General features: G+C 51.1%; 23 protein-coding genes. 9 read left to right on the top strand and 14 right to left on the bottom strand.

What is annotated here, in order from left to right; translation table 11 throughout:
* The first annotated feature begins 84 nt into the window (after window positions 1-84).
* Both NF212_RS06275 and pyk read left to right on the top strand, forming a co-directional pair.
* Window positions 85-939 (top strand): MurR/RpiR family transcriptional regulator, encoded by an 855-nt coding sequence (locus NF212_RS06275; protein WP_054676628.1) that lies wholly within the window; start codon window positions 85-87, stop codon window positions 937-939.
* Between the two features lie 149 nt (window positions 940-1,088).
* Window positions 1,089-2,534, top strand: a complete 1,446-nt coding sequence (gene pyk, locus NF212_RS06270) for a pyruvate kinase (protein WP_434359827.1) — start codon at window positions 1,089-1,091, stop codon at window positions 2,532-2,534.
* 210 nt (window positions 2,535-2,744) lie between these two features.
* On the opposite strand, the gene NF212_RS06265 is transcribed toward pyk, so the two are convergent.
* Window positions 2,745-3,332 carry an HD domain-containing protein gene (locus NF212_RS06265; RefSeq protein WP_434360842.1) on the bottom strand — a complete coding sequence of 196 codons (588 nt, stop codon included), beginning with the start codon at window positions 3,330-3,332 and terminating at the stop codon, window positions 2,745-2,747.
* 1 nt (window position 3,333) lies between these two features.
* On the bottom strand, window positions 3,334-3,915 hold the full coding sequence (rimJ, locus tag NF212_RS06260) for a ribosomal protein S5-alanine N-acetyltransferase (RefSeq protein ID WP_434359825.1): 582 nt from the start codon (window positions 3,913-3,915) through the stop codon (window positions 3,334-3,336).
* A gap of 37 nt (window positions 3,916-3,952) precedes the next feature.
* Here rimJ and NF212_RS06255 point away from each other — a divergent pair, with 37 nt between their 5' ends.
* Entirely contained in the window at window positions 3,953-4,432 is a 480-nt protein-coding gene (locus NF212_RS06255) for a methylated-DNA--[protein]-cysteine S-methyltransferase (protein ID WP_434359823.1), read from the top strand.
* Between the two features lie 14 nt (window positions 4,433-4,446).
* On the opposite strand, the gene tyrR is transcribed toward NF212_RS06255, so the two are convergent.
* From tyrR to pspA, 6 genes are all read right to left on the bottom strand, one after another.
* The gene (gene tyrR / locus NF212_RS06250) at window positions 4,447-5,985 is read right to left on the bottom strand and encodes a transcriptional regulator TyrR (protein WP_434359821.1); all 1,539 of its coding nucleotides are present in this window, start codon (window positions 5,983-5,985) and stop codon (window positions 4,447-4,449) included.
* A gap of 152 nt (window positions 5,986-6,137) precedes the next feature.
* A complete protein-coding gene (locus NF212_RS06245) occupies window positions 6,138-7,151 on the bottom strand; it encodes a YcjF family protein (RefSeq protein ID WP_434359819.1) in 1,014 nt (337 codons plus the stop codon).
* Window positions 7,148-8,527: a YcjX family protein gene (locus tag NF212_RS06240; RefSeq protein ID WP_434359817.1), complete on the bottom strand. Its 1,380-nt coding sequence runs from the start codon at window positions 8,525-8,527 to the stop codon at window positions 7,148-7,150. The genes NF212_RS06245 and NF212_RS06240 overlap by 4 nt, the downstream gene beginning before the upstream one ends.
* 116 nt (window positions 8,528-8,643) lie before the next feature.
* Window positions 8,644-9,030: an envelope stress response membrane protein PspC gene (gene pspC, locus NF212_RS06235; RefSeq protein WP_434359814.1), complete on the bottom strand. Its 387-nt coding sequence runs from the start codon at window positions 9,028-9,030 to the stop codon at window positions 8,644-8,646.
* Window positions 9,023-9,256, bottom strand: a complete 234-nt coding sequence (gene pspB / locus NF212_RS06230) for an envelope stress response membrane protein PspB (RefSeq protein ID WP_434359812.1) — start codon at window positions 9,254-9,256, stop codon at window positions 9,023-9,025. The genes pspC and pspB overlap by 8 nt, the downstream gene beginning before the upstream one ends.
* A 20-nt stretch (window positions 9,257-9,276) precedes the next feature.
* Window positions 9,277-9,942: a phage shock protein PspA gene (gene pspA, locus NF212_RS06225; RefSeq protein WP_434359810.1), complete on the bottom strand. Its 666-nt coding sequence runs from the start codon at window positions 9,940-9,942 to the stop codon at window positions 9,277-9,279.
* Window positions 9,943-10,158: 216 nt separating this feature from the next.
* Between pspA and pspF the strand changes: the two genes are divergently transcribed.
* The 6 genes from pspF (at window position 10,159) to NF212_RS06195 (ending at window position 16,579) form a co-directional block, all read left to right on the top strand.
* Complete coding sequence (pspF, locus tag NF212_RS06220; protein WP_434359808.1) at window positions 10,159-11,169, top strand: phage shock protein operon transcriptional activator; 1,011 nt, start codon at window positions 10,159-10,161, stop codon at window positions 11,167-11,169.
* 149 nt (window positions 11,170-11,318) lie between these two features.
* Window positions 11,319-12,938: an ABC transporter substrate-binding protein SapA gene (gene sapA, locus NF212_RS06215; protein ID WP_434359806.1), complete on the top strand. Its 1,620-nt coding sequence runs from the start codon at window positions 11,319-11,321 to the stop codon at window positions 12,936-12,938.
* A 3-nt stretch (window positions 12,939-12,941) separates the two neighbouring features.
* A complete protein-coding gene (locus tag NF212_RS06210; RefSeq protein ID WP_434359804.1) occupies window positions 12,942-13,904 on the top strand; it encodes an ABC transporter permease in 963 nt (320 codons plus the stop codon).
* A complete protein-coding gene (gene sapC / locus NF212_RS06205) occupies window positions 13,891-14,778 on the top strand; it encodes a putrescine export ABC transporter permease SapC (protein WP_434359802.1) in 888 nt (295 codons plus the stop codon). The genes NF212_RS06210 and sapC overlap by 14 nt, the downstream gene beginning before the upstream one ends.
* The gene (locus NF212_RS06200) at window positions 14,778-15,773 is read left to right on the top strand and encodes a peptide ABC transporter ATP-binding protein (protein ID WP_434359800.1); all 996 of its coding nucleotides are present in this window, start codon (window positions 14,778-14,780) and stop codon (window positions 15,771-15,773) included. Before sapC ends, NF212_RS06200 begins: the two co-directional genes overlap by 1 nt.
* On the top strand, window positions 15,770-16,579 hold the full coding sequence (locus NF212_RS06195; protein ID WP_434359798.1) for a peptide ABC transporter ATP-binding protein: 810 nt from the start codon (window positions 15,770-15,772) through the stop codon (window positions 16,577-16,579). Before NF212_RS06200 ends, NF212_RS06195 begins: the two co-directional genes overlap by 4 nt.
* A 98-nt stretch (window positions 16,580-16,677) precedes the next feature.
* On the opposite strand, the gene pyrF is transcribed toward NF212_RS06195, so the two are convergent.
* From pyrF to cmk, 6 genes are all read right to left on the bottom strand, one after another.
* Complete coding sequence (gene pyrF / locus NF212_RS06190) at window positions 16,678-17,376, bottom strand: orotidine-5'-phosphate decarboxylase (protein WP_434359796.1); 699 nt, start codon at window positions 17,374-17,376, stop codon at window positions 16,678-16,680.
* A 12-nt stretch (window positions 17,377-17,388) separates the two neighbouring features.
* Window positions 17,389-18,558, bottom strand: coding sequence for a lipopolysaccharide assembly protein LapB (gene lapB / locus NF212_RS06185; protein WP_434359794.1), 1,170 nt, complete (start codon window positions 18,556-18,558; stop codon window positions 17,389-17,391).
* 3 nt (window positions 18,559-18,561) lie between these two features.
* The gene (locus NF212_RS06180) at window positions 18,562-18,846 is read right to left on the bottom strand and encodes a LapA family protein (RefSeq protein ID WP_434359792.1); all 285 of its coding nucleotides are present in this window, start codon (window positions 18,844-18,846) and stop codon (window positions 18,562-18,564) included.
* A gap of 182 nt (window positions 18,847-19,028) precedes the next feature.
* Complete coding sequence (gene ihfB, locus NF212_RS06175; protein ID WP_434359790.1) at window positions 19,029-19,313, bottom strand: integration host factor subunit beta; 285 nt, start codon at window positions 19,311-19,313, stop codon at window positions 19,029-19,031.
* A 75-nt stretch (window positions 19,314-19,388) separates the two neighbouring features.
* On the bottom strand, window positions 19,389-21,056 hold the full coding sequence (gene rpsA, locus NF212_RS06170) for a 30S ribosomal protein S1 (RefSeq protein ID WP_434359788.1): 1,668 nt from the start codon (window positions 21,054-21,056) through the stop codon (window positions 19,389-19,391).
* 101 nt (window positions 21,057-21,157) lie between these two features.
* The gene (gene cmk / locus NF212_RS06165; protein WP_434359786.1) at window positions 21,158-21,841 is read right to left on the bottom strand and encodes a (d)CMP kinase; all 684 of its coding nucleotides are present in this window, start codon (window positions 21,839-21,841) and stop codon (window positions 21,158-21,160) included.
* Between the last annotated feature and the right edge of the window lie 172 nt (window positions 21,842-22,013).

Below are 22,013 nucleotides of genomic sequence, written 5' to 3'. Positions count from 1 at the left end.
GATGTTTATGGGTTTTGTGAAGCCATAGTGAAGTAATTAGTCGACAGACTTGTCATAAAAATACGGCAGAACCAGGTAACCGAAATGAATACGCTGGAAAAAATCCAAAAGAATCTTGAAAACTTCAGTAAATCAGAAAGGAAAGTCGCTGAAGTCATTATCGCTTCACCGCAGACTGCCATTCACTCCAGCATTGCAACGCTGGCAAAAATGGCGGACGTCAGTGAACCCACTGTTAACCGTTTTTGCCGTCGTCTCGACACCAAGGGTTTCCCGGATTTTAAGCTTCACCTGGCCCAAAGCCTGGCGACCGGCACCCCGTATGTGAACCGGAATGTCGAAGAGAGTGACGGTCCTGAGGCTTATTGCAACAAGATTTTCGAATCTACCATGGCTTGCCTGGACGTGGCGAAAAACAGCCTGGATGTCACCCAGATAAACCGGGCGGTGGATCTGCTGACCCAGGCAAAGAAAATTTCTTTCTTTGGCCTCGGTGCTTCGGCTTCTGTCGCTAATGATGCGCAGAACAAATTCTTCCGGTTTAACATCCCTATCGTTTGTTTCAGTGACACCGTTATGCAGCGTATGAGTTGCATCAACTGTAACGACGGTGATGTAGTGGTAATCATCTCCCATACCGGCCGTACCAAGAGCCTGGTCGATATCGCCCTCCTTGCTAAAGAGAATGGCGCTACCGTAATTGGCATCACGGCCAAAGACTCTCCACTGGATAAGGTCTGCTCGCTGACTATTACGCTGGATGTCGCCGAAGACACTGATGTTTACATGCCAATGGCGAGCCGCGTTGTCCAGATGACGGTTGTTGACGTGCTTGCCACGGGCTTCACACTGCGACGCGGACCCGGCTTCCGCGAGAACCTTCGCAGGGTGAAGGAGGCGTTGAAAGATTCCCGCTTCAATAAAGAAAAAATTGTTTAAAACAAGGCACCTTCGGGTGCCTTTTTCGTATCTACAGTCCCTGTGGCAAGTTAATTGGCATCGGGTAGGTCTATGCTTATCCAAAGCGAACTTCATCCGTACAGGAACGGGCTGCAAAGCCGGTTTCCGCTTTCTCCCCGGAGTTAACAATGAAATTGCGTCTTAGAAGAACGAAAATAGTCACCACACTGGGCCCCTCTACCGACAAAGAAGGAGTACTTGAAAAGCTCATAGCAGCCGGAGCCAACGTTGTACGCCTGAACTTCTCCCATGGAACATCAGACGACCACCTCCGCCGGGCAAATCAGGTTAGGGAGATTTCAGCCAAGCTCAACGAGCATGTTGCCATCCTCGGCGACCTCCAGGGTCCGAAAATCCGGGTTTCAACGTTTAAAGCCGGATCAGTCTCTCTTACTGTCGGAGACCGCTTCACACTGGATGCCGAAATGGGCCTTGGTGAAGGAGATGAAGATGCTGTAGGCATTGATTACAAGGAACTGCCAAAGGATGTTGATACTGGTGATCTTTTGCTCTTGGACGATGGCCGCATACAATTAAAAGTACTCTCAGTTCAGGGAGATAAAGTTCACACCCAGGTCACCGTAGGCGGCAAGCTTTCCAACAATAAGGGCATTAACAAAAAAGGCGGCGGCCTCTCTGCACCGGCGCTGACAGAAAAGGATAAGGAAGACATCCTTACCGCGGCAAAAATCGGCGTTGATTTTCTCGCTGTCTCTTTCCCCCGAAATGGTGACGACATCAATTACGCCCGCCGTCTTGCGGTGGATGCCGGTTTGGAAACCCGCATTGTGGCGAAAGTAGAGCGAGCAGAAACCGTAGATAATGAAGATGCCATGGACGACATAATCCTGGCTTCTGACGTCGTCATGGTTGCCCGTGGAGACCTTGGCGTAGAAATTGGCGACCCTGAGCTGGTCGGTGTGCAGAAAAAACTGATTCGCCGCGCACGAGCCCTCAACCGCTGCGTGATAACTGCCACCCAAATGATGGAATCCATGATTTCTGCTCCGATGCCAACCCGGGCTGAAGTGATGGATGTGGCAAACGCAGTTCTGGATGGGTCAGATGCCGTGATGCTTTCGGCTGAAACCGCTGCCGGCCAATTTCCATTGGAAACCGTCAAGGCTATGGGGGAAGTCTGTCTGGGGGCTGAAAAGATGCCGTCATTGAACGTATCCAACCACCGCATTGACAGCCAGTTTGAAAGCCGGGAGGAAACCGTCTCAATGGCTGCCATGTATGCTGCGAACCATATGCCGGGCATCAAGGCAATCATCGCCCTTACCGAGTCGGGACGTACAGCATTGATGATGTCCCGGATCAGTTCCGGCCGACCGATTTTCGCCCTTTCCCGCCAGGACAATGCACTGCGCCGGGCCAATCTTTACCGCGGCGTTACGCCAGTCTATTTTGACAGCGATGCCTATGAGGGCAGAGCCATCGCCACAAACGCCATCGAGACACTCAAAAAGCATGGCTTCGTGCACTCTGGCGATATTGTTCTGATCACTCAGGGGGACGACATGGACATTGTGGGATCCACCAATACCATGAAAATTCTGTCCGTAGCCTAGATATACCCCAATCGCCTCAAGGTGCAGTTTTCAATAAGAGTTGATTGGCTGTCAGTCAAGGCGCTGTTTTGACGGTCTGGTGGCTCTAAATCAAGAAACAGCAACGCAGTATGAGAGCCAGTCAAATTCACCCTTCGAGAAGGTTTGGGTATAACAGAAAAAGGACTTCAGTGACCGCTGAAGCGCTTTTCCCGATTTAATCTGAGTGAATTATGCCAACCAGCCTTTTGCCTTGGCATCGTCCAACACTGTTTTCATATACTCCCACACCTGCGGCGCACCCTGACTGATCTTGTCTTTGTTGACTGCCAACGCTTGCTCATACCGGACGCCATGTTCCAGCCAGCTTTGCCCGTCGTTATGATGGTTTAAAAGCATGGGCATGGTACGATCCAAAGCTTTCGCAAAACAGGACTCAGCCGTTTCCATTGCCTCAAACTCAAGCCACAAACCCAACAATTCTTCACCTTGGTCCGGTGGCAACATGCCAAAAATCCGCTCAGCAGCCAGTCGTTCTTTCTCAGCTTGTACAGCCGTACCCGCAAGGTCGTAGACAAAGGTGTCACCCACATCAATTTCAACAACATCATGGATGAGCAACATTTTTACAACTGTAATAAGGTCAACCGGTTCTGCTGAATACTCCTGCAAAACCACTGCCATCAACGCGAGCTGCCAGCTATGCTCAGCTGAGTTTTCAAGCCTGCCGTCCGCACTTTTTATTCGGGTGCGCCGTAACACAGATTTGAGCTTGTCCAGTTCTACAATGAGGTCGAGTTGCTGTTTAAGGCGGGATATATCAGTCATCTGTCGTCCATTTTGGGTTAATCAGGGAGGTCAGTACGTGATCTTCCCATTTTCCATTAATCAGAAGGTAGGCTTTGGCAACCCCCTCCTTGGTAAAACCATTGGCGGTGAGCACCGCTTCGCTACGGCTGTTCCTGGGCATGTAATTCGCCATTATCCGGTGTATTTTTAGATCATCAAACATAAAACGGATGGTGCGACCCAATGCCCGGCGCATAATCCCTTTACCCTGCATGTTTTCAGCAAGGGAGTAACCGACATAACAGGCATACATTGGAAAACGGATAAAGTTACTGAAGCTGATAGTGCCAATTACCTCATCACTGCCTTCACGGTAAATCAGGAAATAATAAGAGAGTTGCCGGCGCTGCAAATCACTCAGTTGAGAAGCCCGTTTCAGCCATCCGATATCAGAATAAAACTCCGGCTCCCGGTGAGGCTCCCAAGGCAACAAAAAATCCCGGTTTGCCCGAAAGTACGCTGCGACGTTTATCGCATCCTCGCGACCGATTGCTTTTATCGTCAGTTCATCCACAGTCAGAACCGGATTTGCGTTTATACTTTCTTCGAACAAATCGCCCCCTTTACAGAAACCTATCACTGGTTGCGCTATGTACTATGATACGCTGCTGTCTCCATTCGGCGAAGTTTATCTTTTAGCCGACGATCTGGGTTTGCGCAGGCTCACTCTTGAAAAACTCACCCGTCCACGCTGCCAAACCTGGATCCACTCTCCTGAAATCATGTCTTCATACACCAATCAGCTTGATGAATACTTTGCCGGTATCAGGCGGGTATTTGATTTAAAGCTGGCCCCGGAAGGAACGGTATTTCAAAAAGAAGTATGGCATCAGCTTCAATCCATTCCCTTTGGTGAAACGCTGTCAGCTGAAGATGTTGCAGAAAATATGGGGATGCCCCACGCTGCCCAAGCCGTCCGGATGGCAGCCAATATGAATCCCATCCCAATCATTATTCCCTGCCACCGGCTGACCATTGCAGCCCACCTGCTGACGGAATACCGCTATGGCGAAAGTATGAAGCATTCGTTACTGGAGATGGAATGTGGAAAGGCGACAATGGTTAATTGACGCCTTTTTTCTTTCTATTTCTTACCTATGTGGTACTCACGCAGCTTATTGGCAATCGCGGTATGGGATATATCCAGCCGTTTAGCCAGTTTACGTGTAGACGGGTAGCTGCGGTAAAGTGACTCCAGAATACCGGATTCATACCGCTTCATAATTTCGTCCAGAGAACCATTCAGGGAGTCTTCGCTGATAAACTGCGAAGACTCCACATCCGGCAACGCAATGTCATCAGCATTCAGGATGCTGGATTCATTCTGGGTCACTGCCCGGAAAAGCACGTTCCTAAGCTGGCGCACATTTCCCGGCCACGCATACTGCACCAGGGTGTTGGCAACATCATCAGCCAGCGTTTGCCTTGGCTGGTGAAGCTCTGCTGCAAACTGCCCGATGAACATTTCTGCCAGAGGCAACACATCACTCGGTCTTTCACGAAGTGGCGGGATATTCAGTGCCAGCACATTAAGGCGGTAGTAAAGGTCTTCCCGGAAGTCCCCCTGCTCGATAAGTTCGATCAGGTTTTTCTTGGTCGAGCAGATAACCCTGACATCCACATGCACTTCCTGTTCTGCACCAACCCGGCGGAAAGTGCCATCCTGCAGGAACCTAAGCAGTTTGATCTGCAAGTGGGCAGACATCTCACCTACTTCATACAGGAAAACCGTGCCTCCTTCAGCCTGCTCAAAGATCCCTTTAATAACAGTGTGCCCGTCTGGTGTAGTATGGCCGAACAGTTCCGACTCAGCCGCATCGTCTGGCATAGATACGCAGTTCACCACCATAAACGGCTTGTCTGCACGCAATGACTGCTTGTGGCAGGCTCGGGCAAGCATTTCTTTGCCGGTTCCGGTTTCCCCCTGGATAAGCAAAGGAGCATCCAGCATTGCCATTTTCTTGGCCTGGCTGACAAGGTTGCGGAACTTGGTTGACTGACCAACAAAGTGCTCGAACCCATTGTCACTCGGAGTCCGGTAAACAGTGCCTGGTAACTGGTTTACCGATACACGTTTTAGCTGAACTACGGCGCTCGCCAGCACTTCGGATTCAGTCTGGTCTGGAATGTAAACCGGCGTGACTTCCATCAGGTAATCCAACCCGCCCATTACAACCTTGCTGCACAGTTGGCTTGCGCCATCTTTTTCCAGCCACTGGTTAAAATTAAAATCCGGAAATATGCTGTTGGCAGACTCTCCGATTAGGCTCTCTTCTGTCCGGCCCAGGAGTTGTGCTGCCGCCCGGTTTGCCATATCCACTTTCCCGCCCAGGCTCAGGGAAAATACGGGGTCTGTCAGGCTTTCCAGCAGTGCCCGGAGCTCACGGTGCTCACGTTCTGCAGGCAGGAACTGGATCTTGCGGACATCAGTCACGCCGCTTATCAGCCGGATCTGAGACATCAATGCACTGAAGGCTTCAAATTCAATTTCCGGGCAGTTGAGGTAAATAATGCCGGACTGGTCGATTTCAATGCCCCGGAGATCAATCTCCCGGTTGGCAAGAATCTCCAGCAGTTCCCTGGTCAATCCAAGTCTGTCTTCACAAAAGACCTGTAAACGCATAGACAAAACCCTGTTTGGCTAACGGCTTGGCCGGTTGGTTTGAAAGTGTCACGAAATGTTGACAATTGATTGGAGTGTGCGGGGAGAGCGGCGGTCAGTCAAGACGGCAGGCGCTAAATCGCCTGCCGGATTACATTTTTACCTTGTTTGGTTCAATCTTCTTTCTGGCGTAACTCTCGAAGGAGCTGGCGGCGAAACTCTGACAGTTTCGGCGGCTCATCGCCCAGCCAAGGCAGCGGACGCATCAGGGCAATAGCTTTTAGCCCCAGTCGGGCGGTTAACAGGCCAACACCGACACCTTGGGCAAGCCTTGTCGACATCTTGCCGGCCAGGTTCATGGAAAGCAGGTCCATACCGGCATCTGCCACCAGCTCTGTCGCACCGGCAAGTGCCATGTTGACAAATACCAGACGCAGGAGCCGGATTCGTGCCCAGTAGCCAAGTTCGACACCATACACCCGAGAAATCTGCTCAAGCATGCGGAGGTTCCGCCAGGCCACCAGCAACATATCTGCCACTGCAAGCGGGCTGATTGCCACCATCAAGGCAGAATCAGAGGCATAACGGGCCACCAGCTTGCGGGCTTTTTCATCCTGGCATGAAAGTACCGTGTGTTCGTAAATTTCCAGCACCTCACGGTCTGCATGCGCCGGTTTAACCTGCTGCTGCCACCGTTCAAAATGGGCGCTCTCCGCCATCATGCTTTGCTTGGCTAGTTTTTCACAGAATGGCCGGGCCTTACCAATCTCATTGTTATCAGCCAATTCCTGTGCCACGTCTTTTTCTGTCTGCCGGTTACGGAGGCGACGAAGTGCAAGAAACTCTCGGGTCAGCGCTGCCAGCCCCATCCCGGCACCGGCAGCGACCAAGGCGCCCCAGCCAAGGGTGAGCCAGTCCGCCCCCTGCCAGGCGTTCCAGACGGTATCCACCCCTTGCCATGCCGCAAGTCCCAGGCCACCCACAATCAGGCTTCTGAATCCCCAGCGTTTCTTCTTTGGCAACACCGCGGTTTCGACAGCCTGCTCGATAGCCTGGCTGTCTGCTTCAGAGGCAGGCGTAAACCCGTTTTCACTGTCAAACGACTGTCCGGGCACCAAACCGGTATCATCGTGCTTTGGCATATTAAGGTGTTGCTCGAACACCACTTTTTGTTTGAGTTCACTCATTTCAGCTTGTCTCCGAGCAAAAATTGCAGTGCTTTATCCATGCGGATATGTGGCAGCGGGTCATCCATTGACACCGCCTTTGGCCTGAATGCCTGAAAATCGAAACCATTATTCTGCCAGTACCCGGCATCTGGTAGTTTGGCTGGCACATCACCGGGGTAGACTGTCAGGCTCTGCCCGTCCAGGTTGGTTCCACGAAGTGCCGGTACCTGTTTACCGTCATGGGCAACGTAGCCGGCATCCGTCGCTTCAATGGATGCAATGCTGATGCACTCAATGGCAATGCCGTCAAACGTCACTTTCTGCCGAGCACCGTAAATCAGCTGGTTCAGCATCGCGACCAAATTCGCATGTTGGTCCGGGGTGACATGGTCTGCCTTGGTTGCCGCAAACAGCAGCTTGTCAATGCGAGGGGCGAACAGGCGTTTGAGCAGGCTGTTTCTACCGTAGTGGAAACTCTCAATAAGCTCCGACAGTGCCTGGCGCATGTCGCCAAAAACATCCATGCCCTGGTTCAGCGGCTGTAGCGCATCCACCAATACAATTTGCCGGTCAAAACTTGAGAAGTATTCACGGTAAAACTTCTTTACCACATGCTGGCAATAGTAGTCGTACCGCTGTTTCAGTCGAGCGTAGTAGCTGCCCTCTTCCGGTTTTTCCGGCATGTCACCGACTACAGGGAAGAACTGAACCACCGGGGCACCGGCCAGTTCACCTGGCAAAACAAAACGGCCCGGTTGTACGTAGTGAAGGCCGCATTCGTCTTTACACCGGTGAAGATAGCTGGTGTAGAGCTCGCTGATCCGCGCTATCTCACCATCGTCTGCCGTCGTATTTAAATCAACCGATTCCATCGCAGCCAGCCACTCTTTGGCTGCCTCAGCCCGGCAGCCGGTAAGCTTTTCAAATTGCAGTTTCGACCAGGACGCAAAATCCAGGTTCAGCATCGGCAAATCCAGCAACCACTCGCCCGGGTAGTCAACAATGTCGATGTAGAGCATCGCCGTTTCCTGCAGCATCGACATGGCCGAGCCTTTTACCCGGTAACGCAAAGCCAAGCGGATTTCACTTACATCTCGGGTTGGCTCGGGCCAACGGGGAGGCTGGCTGTTGAGCGCGCCCATCGCTTCATCGTAGGCGAAACTTGGCATGCTGAGGTCAACCTGCTGCTCGCGGCGGGCACCAACAAGGCGGCCCTCACGGCTGGGCGCAAACAGCGGCAACGCATCATGTGTACCAGAGTGCAGCAGTTGGTTTACCAGTGAAGTGATGAATGCGGTTTTACCGGCGCGGGAGAGGCCGGTTATCGCCAGGCGTACGTGGCGGTCCAGGGTACGGCTGACTAATTTATCGAAAGTACGTGACAGGGATTTCATCGTTTTGATTGTTATCTCCGGTCTAAATGAGAAGCGGCAGTACCGGTTTGACACGGGACTGCCGCTTTGGGTTATGCGCAGTTCAGGCTATTCCGGACATTCTGACGGAAAGCATATCAAAGTTTACTGAACTCACGCTGAACACGAAAACTGGAGGAAGTCACATAGGCTTCCATATCTCGTACTTTCAGTTCCATCGCATTCAGTTCATGTTCAAGGTCATTTAACACCCGGTTTGGGGTCTGGCCTGACTGCCAGGGTTTTTGTTTCACCTGGTGCTGACGCTGCTGAAGGACTTCCTCTTCCCTGTCAGTCGGCATTTTTTCCAGAATCAACATGGCCGCCACATAGGCCACAATGATGAAGAAACCGCCTCCCAGCAGAAAGGCTGAAACCACCAGAATACGAACCAGCCAGATTTCCATGTCGAAATATTCAGCCAGCCCGGCACAGACCCCGCCCAGTTTCCCGTTCGCAGGGTCACGGTAAAGAGTCTTAGCCATTATTACGCCTCCATTCCGGTACTTCTGCATCCAAAATCCGCTCAAGGGAACCGACACGCTTTTGCAACCGTTCGGCACGATCTGCCAGTTCCTGCAGCTTTTGGACATCATCACCACTCAGGCCTTCACCGACCTGACGCTTACTCCTGTAATGCAGCCACAGCCAGAGAGGGGCCACAAACAGGAGAAACACCACCAATGGAACACTAAGGAACGCCATAGACATAGTTGTCTCCTGTTAAATTCTTATTGTTTATCCTGCATTTCCTGCTTGAGTTTCGCCAGTTCTTTCTCGATCTCGTCTTCCGCCTGCAGCTCAGCAAACTCATCTTCCAGGCGTTTGCCCTTACCGATGCTGTAGCTGTCAGCTTCCGCTTCGATTTCATCAACCCGGCGCTCGTATTGTTCAAAACGAGCCATCGCTTCATCAATTTTGCCGGAATCCAGCTGGCGGCGGACATCACGGCGCTGGCTTGCCGCTTCGCGGCGCAGTGCCAGCCCTTGCTGTCGGGCACGGGTTTCACGCAGCTTTTCTTCAAGCTCGGCAATTTCCGTGGTCAACTTGGCGATGGTTTCTTCAATCAGGTGCTGTTCTTCATTTAATGATGCCAGCAGTTCAGTCACTTTCTGTTTTTCAATCAGCGCGGAACGGGCAAGGTCTTCACGTCCTTTTTGAACAGCAAGTGTGGCTTTCTGCTGCCAGTCGGCAAGTTGATCCTCACAGCGCTGGATCCGGCGAGCCATGTCTTTTTGCTCTGCCATTGCTTTTGCGGAAGAGGTACGCACCTCGACCAGTGTATCTTCCATCTCCTGAATAATCAGGCGAACCATTTTTTGTGGATCTTCGGCTTTATCCAACAGGGAATTGATATTGGCATTCACAATATCTGCAAAGCGAGAAAAGATACCCATAATTCACTCCTTCTTAAGACTGACGCATTTGGGTGTTAAACCGGATAGTAAAGGGATACACATTGCTACAGTCTTATTTGTCTTTGGCGTCAGGTTATCTATATCAAGTTGCGTGCCAAAATGAAATTCATCTATTTTTCATTAAGTTAAAACAAATGAGACTTTTTTGACCATCTTCGATATGATGGAAAAAACTAAATTTTGGTGAAAATGACCATGCAGAAGCCACAGTCGTTAATTGGGGAGTCGGAACCTTTTCTCGCCGTACTGGATCAGGTCTCCCGCCTTGCACCTTTAAACCGGCCGGTTTTGGTTATCGGGGAGCGAGGTACAGGCAAGGAATTGATAGCCCAGCGTATCCATTACCTGTCAGGACGATGGGATGGCCCACTGGTGAGCCTTAACTGTGCCGCATTCAGTGAAGGACTGATTGACTCCGAATTGTTTGGTCATGAAGCCGGAGCGTTTACCGGGGCGAAAGCCCGGCACCAGGGCCGCTTTGAGCGCGCTGAAAACGGTACACTGTTTCTTGATGAACTGGCCAATGCGCCAATGTCCGTACAGGAAAAGCTCCTTCGGGTAATCGAGTATGGTGAATACGAGCGGGTTGGCGGCAGCAAGACCCTCAATACCGATGTCCGCCTTGTGTGCGCCACCAATGAATACCTTCCCGATGCCGTTAGTGACGGGCGCTTCAGGGCGGACCTTCTCGACAGACTGGCATTTGATGTGATTCACCTGCCTCCACTGCGGGCCCGGAAAAGTGACATCATGGCGCTGGCAGAACATTTTGCCATTAAGATGTGCCGTGAACTGGACTTACCCTATTTCGCCGGGTTCAGCGAAAACGCGCAGCAAGCCCTGATCAACTATTCATGGCCCGGTAACGTGCGGGAACTGCGTAATGTGGTTGAGCGTTCAGTCTACCGCCAGGAAGATCACGACGCTCCCATTTACCAAATCCTGTTTGACCCTTTTGATTCCCCCTGGCAGCAGTCAGCCCAGCAGGAGACAACCGCTTTGCCCCCCCCTGCAGACAATGGCATGTCACTGACATTTCCCATGGACATGAAAAAGCTGCTGGAAGACACCGAGGTACGAGCCATTCAGGAAGCATTGAGCCTTTCACGTTACCACCAGGGAAAAACAGCGGAAATGCTGGGGCTGAGCTACCATCAGCTGAGGGGTCTGCTTAAAAAACACCAGCTGTCTACCGAAAAACCCTGAATACCCAGAAGAAGCTGCCGGTTTGAAGCCACAATTTACATCCATTCAGGCAGGTTCTCACTTTCGGCTCGGTTTGTGGCCTAGGCATGGAGACCCATTACGTTAAGTGTTAAATTAGTCTCCTTAATTAAAATAAGTACTTATTTGATATGCGCAGCTTAACTCGGCTTTTTTGCCTGATTACGGGGTTACTGGCCCTTGTCGGGTGTGAAGATGCAGAGCGAGAGAGCACTATCCGGCAACGAGGGTTTGTTTATTGCACCCTGGGACAGCCGAATACCTTCAATCCTCAGCTCACGGATGGCGGGATTACGGTCGATACCCTTTCGGCCCAAATCTATGACAGGCTGGTCAGCTTCGATCAGGAATCGGTTGACCCTGTCCCGATGCTCGCTGAAAGCTGGAGTGTCAGTGAAGACGGTAAAGTTTACACATTCAAGTTGCGCAAAGGTGTAAATTTCCAGGTTACTGACTGGTTTGTCCCCCACAGGCAATTAACGGCAGAAGATGTGGTTTTCAGCTTCCGTCGCCTTATCGACCCCGACCACCCTTTCCATTTTGTCTCCGGCGGTGAATACCCGTGGTTTGACAGTACTGACTTTACCGGGCTGGTAGAAAGTGTCGACGCCCTTGACGATGAAACCGTCAGGTTTACCCTTTCACGGCCGGACGTCTCTTTCCTGGGTACCCTCGCTACCAGTTACGCTGTCGTCCTGTCACAGGAATACGGGCAATACCTCCTGGCACAAGGGAAACCAGAAAAACTGGATACAAAACCCGTGGGCACCGGTCCTTTCTTTGTCGACGACTACCATCCCGGCGATTACATTCGGCTTCGCAGAAACTGGAGTTACTGGCAGGGCGCCGCCGCAATGGAGCAGGTTGTCCTGGATATCTCTTCGCGTGGAACCGGCAACCTGGCAAAGCTGTTAACCGGTGAATGTGATGTACTCCCCTCACCCGTTGCCAGCCAGTTACCCGTAATCCGCAGCAGGACAGAATTCAACCTTAACTCCCAAACCGGGATGAACACGGCTTACCTGGCATTGGATACCCGGCATCCTGCCTTATCTGAACTGGAAGTACGAAAAGCCATCAGTCTGGCAATAAACCGTAGCAACCTAATCAGTTCAGTGTATTATGGCACCGGCACTGAAGCCGGGGCACTTTTACCCCCGAATTCATGGGCTCACAAGCCGGATTCCGAAGTAAAAACATACGATCCGAAACTGGCCAAGGTACTCATGGCAAAAGCCGGCTACCGGAATGGTTTCGACGTGGAACTTGCTATTACCCATGAACCTCGCCCGTATAACCCCAGCCCACGAAAAATGGCTGAGCTTATCCAGGCCGACCTGGCTCAAATTGGTGTTCGAGTTACCATCAATGACCTTCAGAATGTGTCGAGGAAAACAATTCGCGAATCCCAGACACAAGGTATGGTACTGACTGGCTGGGTAGCTGACAGCGGTGACCCGGATAATTTCTTGCGGCCGCTGCTCTCCTGCAGCGCCAAGTTTACCGGCTGGAACCTGTCTAACTGGTGCAACCGGTATTTCGATCGCGCCCTCAATGACGCTATCGCCGTCAAGGACAGACAAATGCGTAATGTCTATTACGCCAAGGCACAGGAAATTCTCTCTGAGCGGATGCCAGTCGTGCCCCTGGCCCATGGTATTTACTATTCTGCAGCGGCCCGCTCACTGCACGGTTTGGAGATAAATTCTTTTGGTTCACAGTCATTCGTCGAGGTCTCACGGGGTTACTGACAGATGCTGATTTACACCATCCGGCGCCTGAACCTCTTTGTTATCACCATGCTTATCCTGTCCATGGTGGGTTTCAGTATTTTGCGCCTCGACCCGAGTTCAGTTTGGAACCAGCACAGCTTTTGGGGCGGCTGGTTTGATTACCTGCAACAACTTTTGTCCGGTCACCTGGGCACCACATTGTCTGGCGCATCTGCCAGTGCCGAAGTCATCGCCGTCTTCCCTGCCACTCTGGAGCTTTGTTTCTTCGCTTTCCTGCTGGCCCTTATCCTTGGTATTCCTTTGGGGACTATTTCCGGGGCCAACAAAGGCGGCGTCTCTGATACGGCCATTTCATTCGGTACACTGATCGGTTTCTCCGTCCCGGTTTTCTGGATGGCAGTTATCTTTATTACCTTGTTTTCCCTTAACCTTGGCTGGCTGCCGGTTTCCGGCCAGTACAACGTTCTTTACGAAATCCCGCAGGTTACCGGTTTTGCGCTGATTGATGTTTTGCTTTCTTCACACCCTTACCAATCAGCAGCCTTGGAAGATATTCTTCGCCACCTTATCCTGCCTACCATCGTGCTTTCGATTGCTCCAATGACAGAAGTTATCCTGCTGATGAAAGCATCGGTAGCCCATGAGATGACACAAAATTACGTGAAGGCAGCGGCGACCAAAGGTCTCAGCCGTAGTGAAATTGTACGCCGGCACGTGATGAAGAATGCACTGCCACCTTTGCTGCCGAAATTGGGGCTTCAGTTTTCAACGGTTCTGACGCTGGCGATCATTGTTGAGTTCATTTTTAACTGGCCTGGTATCGGCCGGTGGCTGCTTGACGCCATCGCGCACCAGGACCATGTTGCTATTCAGGCCGGTGTTATCAGCGTGGCGACTTCAGTACTGCTGGTAAACATATTCACCGAACTTGCCGGTGCAGCTGTCAATCCCCTGGTAAGGAAAGAGTGGTATGCCAACAAATAATGTTTATCAGGAAGAGCAGATCCCAACCCAGCTGTCCCGCTCCTGGCATGCTTTCCGTTCCAACACACCAGCGATGTTCGGCTTCTGGTGCCTTTGCGCACTGCTGTTCACCACCATTTTCGCCCCTTGGCTGGCTCCTTATGACCCTCAACACCAAACCGGGGTACTGCTGATCCCGCCGTCATGGGACAGCACCGGGCGTGTTGAATTCTTCCTGGGTACAGACGACTTAACCCGGGATGTGCTTTCACGTCTTATCTTGGGTTCCCGCCTGACATTTGGCTATGCCATTGTTATTGCTTTTTCATCTGCGGTTGTCGGTTCATTGATTGGCGTGCTGGCGGGTATGACACGCGGGCTTGTTTCCAGCGTTCTTAACCACGTCCTGGATACTGTCCTCTCTATCCCTACCATTTTGCTGGCAATCATTGTGGTGGCCTTTTTCGGCCCAGGGGAAACCACCATATTGCTCGCAGTATGGCTGGCTCTGATTCCGCGCTTTATCCGGGCGGTCTATACAGCCGTACACCGGGAGGTGGAAAAAGATTACATCGTGGCGGCACGTCTGGATGGTGCTAACTCAGCCTATTTACTGTACCACTCAATCTTACCGAATATCCTGACGGTGCTAAGCACTGAGTCTACCCGTGCATTGTCTGTCGCCATTCTTGATATCGCTGCGCTGGGTTTTCTAAGCCTAGGTGCCCAGCCTCCATCCCCTGAATGGGGGGCCATGCTCCGAGATTCCCTTGAGCTGATTTACAACGCTCCCTGGACAGTCACCCTGCCAGGGCTGACAATTATGTTCAGCGTTTTAGTAGTGAACCTGGTGGGTGGTGGCATCACCCAGGCAATCAACGCAGGTACAGAGTAATGCCGTTACTTGATATCAGACACCTGACTATTGAAATCGACACCCCGCAGGGAATGGTTAAAGCTGTCGACCGCATGAGCCTTACAATCAATGAAGGTGAAATTCGCGGTTTGGTTGGGGAGTCCGGCTCCGGAAAAAGCTTGGTAGCCAAAGCCATCTGCGGCGTGACCAAAGACAACTGGCGTGTGAGCGCTGACCGCCTGCGCCTTGGCAATGTAGACCTTTTATCCCTTTCACCGCGCGAACGCCGTAAAATTGTCGGTCGTGAAATTGCGATGGTATTCCAGGAGCCAAGCACCTGCCTGGACCCTTCCGAGGCGGTAGGAAGCCAGTTGGAAGAAGCAATTCCGTCGGATTCATTTTCCGGTCACTGGTGGCAACGCCTTAACTGGCGAAAACAGCAATCCATCGCATTGCTGCACAAGGTAGGTATTAAAGACCATAAACGGGTAATGGACTCCTACCCTTACGAACTGACAGACGGTGAGTGTCAGAAGGTGATGATTGCAATGGCAATAGCCAACCGCCCTCGTCTGCTGATTGCGGACGAACCCACTGCGGATCTTGATCCTATCACCCAGTCTCAGATTTTCCGTCTGCTGAGCCGGACAAACCAGTTGGCCAACACCACAATCCTGCTTATCAGCCACGATCTCACAACAGTGACCCAGTGGTCAGACAGAATTACGGTGATGTACTGTGGCCAGTCGGTGGAGTCAGCCAGCCGGAAACAACTGCTGGAATCACCTCACCATCCCTACACAGAAGCCCTGCTCAAGGCGATGCCGGATTTCAGTAAAGACATCCCGCACAAAAGCCACCTGCAAACATTGCCCGGCTCAATCCCGCCTCTCCAGCATTTGCCCATCGGCTGCCGGCTGGGACCACGCTGTCCTTACGCACAGCGCAAGTGCGTGGAAGTGCCGCAAAGCCTTCGTGTGAAGAACCATAAATTCAGCTGTCATTTCCCGCTGAATATGGAGCAAGAAAAATGACAGCATTGCTCGAAGTCACTAACTTAAAAAAAGACTACTACAACCACACCAGCCTGCTGGGACGACGGACTGTGGAAGCAATTAAGCCAATTTCGTTTTCTCTCGAGGTTGGCCAGACACTGGCATTAATTGGTGAGAACGGTTCAGGTAAGTCGACACTGGCAAAAATGCTGGCCGGGGTGACTGCACCCACATCCGGTGAGATCCGGGTCAATGGTGAATTACTTTCCCATGGTGACTACCAAACCCGCTGCAAACTGATCCGGATGATTTTCCAGGATCCCAACACCGCTTTGAATCCGCGGTTACGGATAGGGTCAATTCTGGAAGGCCCACTCAAGCGGAATACCAATATGACTCCGCAGGAACGGGAAAAACGGATTTACAATACTTTGCGCAGAGTTGGCCTTTTACCAGAGCATGCGCACTTTTACCCCCAGATGTTAGCCACCGGCCAGAAACAGCGTGTTTCACTGGCAAGGGCATTAATTCTCCAGCCATGTGTCATCGTTGCTGATGAAGCACTGAATGGTCTTGATATGTCCATGCGCTCCCAGATTATCAACCTGCTGTTGGAGCTTCAGGAAGAGATGGGGCTGTCATACATCTATGTGTCACAGCATATGGGAATGGTAAAGCATATCTCTGACAAAGTGATTGTGATGCAGGATGGTGAAGTAGTGGAAAAAGGCCCAACTGAGCAGGTGTTTTCTGACCCTCAGCACAGCCTGACCCAGCGCCTTCTGGAGAGCCATTTCAGTACGCCTTCTCTGGACAGAAAAGCCCGTTACTGCAACAACCAGTGATTTTCAGTCCAGGTTCAATGAACCACCGAAACGCTGAGGTATAAATAAAAAAACCGGTTTGATTGATCATCAAACCGGTTTTTTTTGAATCAGCTTTCTCAGTTGTTCAGAGACATGTTGATCGCTGCAAGAACGGCAGCTGGATCTTCAGCCTTGGTAATTGGGCGCCCTATAACCAGATAGTCCGAACCTGCTGCAACAGCATCAACCGGTGTCATGATACGGCGCTGGTCACCGGCATCACTGCCTGCTGGGCGGATGCCCGGTGTTACCAGTTTGAATTCTGCACCAAGGGCAGATTTCAGCATGGTCGATTCCTGAGCAGAACACACTACGCCATCAAGCCCACTGTTTTTAGTCAGGGTTGCCAGAGACAGGACGTGTTCCTGAGGCTCCCGCGTAATACCAATGCCAGAAAGGTCAGAAGTTTCCATACTGGTCAGTACGGTCACGCCAATCAGCAGCGGTTTGTCGTTGCCGTAAGGCTCCAGGGCTTCACGGGCAGCCACCATCATTCGTTCACCGCCACTTGCATGAACGTTTACCATCCAGACACCCAACTCTGCAGCCGCGGCTACAGCTCGCGCACAGGTATTTGGGATGTCGTGGAATTTCAGGTCCAGAAAGACGCTGTGACCCCGTTGATGTAAAGCACGCACAAACTCAGGACCAAACAGTGTGAACATTTCCTTGCCCACTTTCAGGTGGCAGCTTCCCGGTACCAACCGGTCAACGAAAGCCAACGCGTCATCCTTATTTGCGTAATCCAGTGCAACTATAACTTTAGGGTCTTGCATCATATCTCCTGATCACTCTCCATCCAGGCCACGAATTGGTTTTATCGTGCCCCAGCTCTTACAAGACGGGCAATGCCAGTATAGGGAATGGGTTGAGAACCCACACTGGCGACAGCGGTAGCGCGGCTTAATTTTTATATGTTCACCTACCAACCCCTTAAGGGTCGTGAGGCTGTCACGGGCCCGCTCGTTTTCCGCTTCATCCACATGGTATTCCATGAGGTGGTGGAACCCCTTCATGGTCGGGTTCCGGGTTAACTGACGGGTAAGGTAACTCTGTGCCATGGCATTACCCTGAGACTTCTTGATGTTGTCTGCCAACATCAATTCCGCAGTGGCACCCGCCCCTTTATCAATACAGTAATTTAGAAAACGTGTAAGTTGGTTATCTTTTTTCAGATGACTGTAGCAGGTGACCAACAGGGGCAATGCCTCACTGGTGAAATCAATGTCCTGCTCAACCATATATTCGAGGTTTTTAACCGCAGACTTATAGTCTTCCTGCTGCATGTCCATTTTGGCCAGCATCAGGCTTGCACGTACACAACCCTTATCCGATGACATGGCTTTTTTCAGCTGTTGCCTGGCCTGTGAGTTCTCACCGGCAGCAATCGACAACATTGCCAGTTCACACCAGAAATGCCCGATATCGCGTTTGAGCTTTGATTTCCCAAGCTTGACCAAATGGGTAGCCATCTCAATAGCACGATCCCACTCGCGGGTCTGTTGGTAGATAGCAAGTAACTGACGGAGTGCTGACTCGCGATAGTCAGGCTCATCGAGCAATTGGGAAAAGATCTTCTCAGCCCGGTCAAAGAAACCAGCAACCATGTAGTCTTTGGCTAACTGTTGAAGAGCGAGGTTTCGTTGATCGGTGGTCAGATTAGGACGTGCAATCAAATTCTGGTGGATGCGGATTGCACGGTCGACTTCACCACGGCTTCGGAAAAGGTTACCCAAAGCCAGATGGGTATCTATGGTCTCGTTATCGACCTGCAACAGCTCTATGAAGAGATCGACAGCTTTATCTGACTGGTCTGAAAGAATCAGGTTCAGACCAGTAACGTACTGCCGGGATATTTGGTGAGACTTCTCTTCGCGTTGGTGTCGGGCATTCCTGTTCCCCATATACCAGCCATAGCCAGCTGCAATTGGAAGTAACAGAAACAGCAACTCCAGCATGGATTATTCCTTAACTGGCTCCGTGCGCAGCTTATCGAGTTCCTGCTGCTGTTTGTTGACCTGTTTCTGTAAACGACGGGCAGAGAAACGAGCACGAAGATAAAGTAAACCGCAGACAAGCCAACCGAGGATAAAGCCGAGGCCAAAAGCACCACCCAATAAAGTAGACAGGCGGAATTCGCCCTGAGCAGCGAGGAAGTTAAAACCAACCAACTCCTGGTTCACTGAGCCCAACGCCAGAGCTACCAAGAAAAAGACAACCAGAATGACGATGCTCAATACCTTCACAATATTATCCTTTTTATCCTTTATTCCTGTGAAACCGGCCTATACGGAACAGAATTTTCGGACTGCCCGGTTTCACTGAGCTAACCTGCCGATTATGCAGTAAATTCACTTGTCAGACCATCGAAAACAGGTAAAAAAAAACGGCATACCTGATGCATGCCGTTTTTTCAATCGAATCTCGCTTAGCTATAGATGTCAACGCGGTCGCGCAACTCTTTACCAGGCTTGAAGTGAGGAACGTACTTGCCGTCCAATTCAACTTTGTCACCTGTTTTTGGATTGCGACCTACGCGTGGCGCACGATAGTGCAAAGAGAAACTACCAAAGCCACGAATCTCGATGCGATCGCCTGACTCCAAAGTCTTTGCCATATGCTCAAGGACTTCCTTGACAGCATCTTCTACCTGCTTTGCAGACAGATGACTCTGTTGACTGCACAAACGTTCAATCAGTTCAGACTTGGTCATAGATACCCCGCTATTTTAGTATGTTTCTCAACATTATAGCCATTGAGGGGGAAATTTCCCCCTCAAATCTGCGAATTATTCGCCTTTAGCTGCTTTGAAAGCTTCAGCCATAGCAGAAACAACAGTGTCTTCCTGCTTGTTCAGGGCAGCCATTGCTTCTTGCTCGTCAGCTTCGTCTTTCGCACGTACAGACAGGTTGATTACGCGGTTCTTACGGTCAACGCCAGTGAACTTAGCGTCCAGCTCGTCGCCAACAGCCAGAACCAGAGTTGCGTCTTCAACACGGTCACGTGAAGCTTCAGAAGCGCGGATATAACCTTCAACGCCTTCAGCCAGCTCAATAGTTGCACCTTTAGCGTCAACGGCAGTTACCTTACCCTTAACGATAGCGCCTTTCTTGTTAGCAGCCATGAAGTTGTTGAATGGGTCTTCTTCCATCTGCTTCACGCCCAGAGAGATGCGCTCGCGCTCAGCGTCGACTTGCAGAACTACTGCAGTGATTTCGTCGCCTTTCTTGAATTCGCGAACTGCTTCTTCACCTGGCATGTTCCAGCTGATGTCAGACAGGTGAACCAGACCATCGATGCCGCCGTCCAGACCGATGAAGATACCGAAGTCAGTGATAGACTTGATCTTACCAGTTACTTGGTCGTTCTTAGCATGAGTTTCTGCGAACTGCTGCCAAGGGTTAGCTTTACACTGCTTCAGACCCAGGCTGATACGACGACGTTCTTCGTCGATATCCAGAACCATAACTTCAACTTCGTCACCCACGTTAACAACTTTAGATGGGTGGATGTTCTTGTTGGTCCAATCCATTTCTGAAACGTGTACCAGACCTTCAACGCCTTCTTCGATTTCTACGAAGCAGCCGTAGTCAGTCAGGTTGGTTACGCGGCCAGACAGCTTAGTGCCTTCTGGGTAACGCTTAGCGATAGCAACCCATGGATCTTCACCCAGTTGCTTCAGACCCAGAGATACGCGAGTACGCTCACGGTCGAACTTCAGAACCTTAACTGCGATCTCGTCGCCAACGTTAACGATTTCTGATGGGTGCTTAACGCGCTTCCACGCCATGTCAGTGATGTGCAGCAGGCCGTCAACGCCGCCCAGGTCGACGAATGCACCGTAGTCAGTCAGGTTCTTAACGATACCCTTAACTTCCTGACCTTCCTGCAGAGTAGCCAGCAGTTCGTCGCGCTCTTGGCTGTTTTCAGATTCGATAACAGCACGGCGAGAAACAACAACGTTGTTGCGCTTCTGGTCCAGCTTGATTACTTTGAACTCAAGCTCTTTGCCTTCCAGGTGAGCAGTGTCACGTACTGGACGAACGTCTACCAGTGAACCTGGCAGGAATGCACGGATGCCGTTCAGTTCAACAGTGAAGCCACCTTTAACTTTACCGTTGATAACACCCATAACAGTTTCAGCGTTCTCGTAAGCCTTCTCCAGTTGGATCCAAGCTTCGTGGCGCTTCGCTTTCTCACGAGAAAGCTGAGTCTCACCGAAACCGTCTTCAACTGCGTCCAGAGCTACGTCAACTTCAGAACCAACTTCGATTTCCAGTTCGCCAGCAGCGTTTTTGAACTGCTCAGCTGGAATTGCTGATTCTGATTTCAGGCCTGCGTCTACCAGAACGAAACCGTTCGCGATAGAAACTACAGTACCTTTAACGATCGCACCTGGGCGAGTTTCGAGTTCTTTCAGGGACTCTTCAAAGAGTTGAGCAAAAGATTCAGTCATTGATTCAATCTTCAGTTAATTAAACGTCCACGGGTGTCCTACCGCGTGGGGTTGTTAATAATATCAGCCATCATCCTTGACGCTGATTTTTGCCCTACAGCTTATGCTGCGGACAGTTTGGACTCTGCGAAAGATAGCACCTTTTCCAGTACCTGCTCGATGGTCAGGCTGGTTGAGTCGATAACCAGTGCATCCTCGGCGGGACGTAACGGCGCAACAGTACGATTTCTGTCGCGATAGTCACGTTCCTCTATTTCTTTCAAAAGGTGGTCAAAGCTAACATCTAACCCCTTTTCTTGCAACTGTTTCATGCGGCGATTCGCGCGTTCTTCAGCACTCGCATCGAGGAAGATTTTTACCTCTGCGCCGGTGAAGACAACCGTACCCATATCACGGCCGTCAGCGACCAGTCCCGGTGCATCCGCAAACGCTCGCTGGCGACGAAGCAGTGCTTCGCGAACACGTGGTAACGCTGCAATTTTTGAAGCTGCATTTCCCACTTCTTCCGTACGCAGCGTACGGGATACATCTTCGCCTTCCAGGATCACTTTCACCAGTTCACCTTCGGCCTTGAACTGAACATCCAGACTGACTGCCAGCGGAACCAGTGCATCTTCAGATTCGGTATCCACACTGTGGTGAATTGCAGCAAGCGCCAAAACACGATAAATAGCGCCGGAGTCTAACAAATGCCATCCCAGTTTATCCGCCAACAGCATGCAAAGCGTTCCTTTGCCCGCTCCACTTGGGCCATCAACGGTGATAATGGGTGCACTACCTGACATAGACTTCTCCAACTTTCTGATTCTGGGTTTGTAATGTCCGGCATTTCTGACAAGCTTTTTTGCAAAGCGTTCCATCCGGACAATGGAAAATCCGGCGGTTATTATAAATAAGTTGTGACCAAAATCCCATCTATTCACCCGATAGCCAGAACTTTCTTTGCCTGAATTCCTG

The sequence above is a fragment of the Parasalinivibrio latis genome (genome assembly GCF_036825535.1).
GTDB classification, from domain to species: Bacteria; Pseudomonadota; Gammaproteobacteria; order Enterobacterales; family Vibrionaceae; genus Parasalinivibrio; species Parasalinivibrio latis.
The sequence above is the reverse complement of the archived record's forward strand: the minus strand, read 5'-3'. Positions and strand labels throughout refer to the sequence as shown.

Bases quoted from the DNA above. Each gene is read 5' to 3' on its own strand.
- sapA (WP_434359806.1), top strand. From the start codon at position 11,319: ATGCGCAGCTTAACTCGGCTTTTTTGCCTGATTACGGGGTTACTGGCC.
- lapB (WP_434359794.1), bottom strand. From the start codon at position 18,558: ATGCTGGAGTTGCTGTTTCTGTTACTTCCAATTGCAGCTGGCTATGGC.
- pyrF (WP_434359796.1), bottom strand. From the start codon at position 17,376: ATGCAAGACCCTAAAGTTATAGTTGCACTGGATTACGCAAATAAGGAT.
- pspC (WP_434359814.1), bottom strand. From the start codon at position 9,030: ATGGCTAAGACTCTTTACCGTGACCCTGCGAACGGGAAACTGGGCGGG.
- pspB (WP_434359812.1), bottom strand. From the start codon at position 9,256: ATGTCTATGGCGTTCCTTAGTGTTCCATTGGTGGTGTTTCTCCTGTTT.
- NF212_RS06210 (WP_434359804.1), top strand. From the start codon at position 12,942: ATGCTGATTTACACCATCCGGCGCCTGAACCTCTTTGTTATCACCATG.
- NF212_RS06275 (WP_054676628.1), top strand. From the start codon at position 85: ATGAATACGCTGGAAAAAATCCAAAAGAATCTTGAAAACTTCAGTAAA.
- pspF (WP_434359808.1), top strand. From the start codon at position 10,159: ATGCAGAAGCCACAGTCGTTAATTGGGGAGTCGGAACCTTTTCTCGCC.
- tyrR (WP_434359821.1), bottom strand. From the start codon at position 5,985: ATGCGTTTACAGGTCTTTTGTGAAGACAGACTTGGATTGACCAGGGAA.
- ihfB (WP_434359790.1), bottom strand. From the start codon at position 19,313: ATGACCAAGTCTGAACTGATTGAACGTTTGTGCAGTCAACAGAGTCAT.
- NF212_RS06240 (WP_434359817.1), bottom strand. From the start codon at position 8,527: ATGAAATCCCTGTCACGTACTTTCGATAAATTAGTCAGCCGTACCCTG.
- pyk (WP_434359827.1), top strand. From the start codon at position 1,089: ATGAAATTGCGTCTTAGAAGAACGAAAATAGTCACCACACTGGGCCCC.
- pspA (WP_434359810.1), bottom strand. From the start codon at position 9,942: ATGGGTATCTTTTCTCGCTTTGCAGATATTGTGAATGCCAATATCAAT.
- cmk (WP_434359786.1), bottom strand. From the start codon at position 21,841: ATGTCAGGTAGTGCACCCATTATCACCGTTGATGGCCCAAGTGGAGCG.
- rpsA (WP_434359788.1), bottom strand. From the start codon at position 21,056: ATGACTGAATCTTTTGCTCAACTCTTTGAAGAGTCCCTGAAAGAACTC.
- sapC (WP_434359802.1), top strand. From the start codon at position 13,891: ATGCCAACAAATAATGTTTATCAGGAAGAGCAGATCCCAACCCAGCTG.
- NF212_RS06200 (WP_434359800.1), top strand. From the start codon at position 14,778: ATGCCGTTACTTGATATCAGACACCTGACTATTGAAATCGACACCCCG.
- NF212_RS06245 (WP_434359819.1), bottom strand. From the start codon at position 7,151: ATGAGTGAACTCAAACAAAAAGTGGTGTTCGAGCAACACCTTAATATG.
- NF212_RS06195 (WP_434359798.1), top strand. From the start codon at position 15,770: ATGACAGCATTGCTCGAAGTCACTAACTTAAAAAAAGACTACTACAAC.
- NF212_RS06255 (WP_434359823.1), top strand. From the start codon at position 3,953: ATGTACTATGATACGCTGCTGTCTCCATTCGGCGAAGTTTATCTTTTA.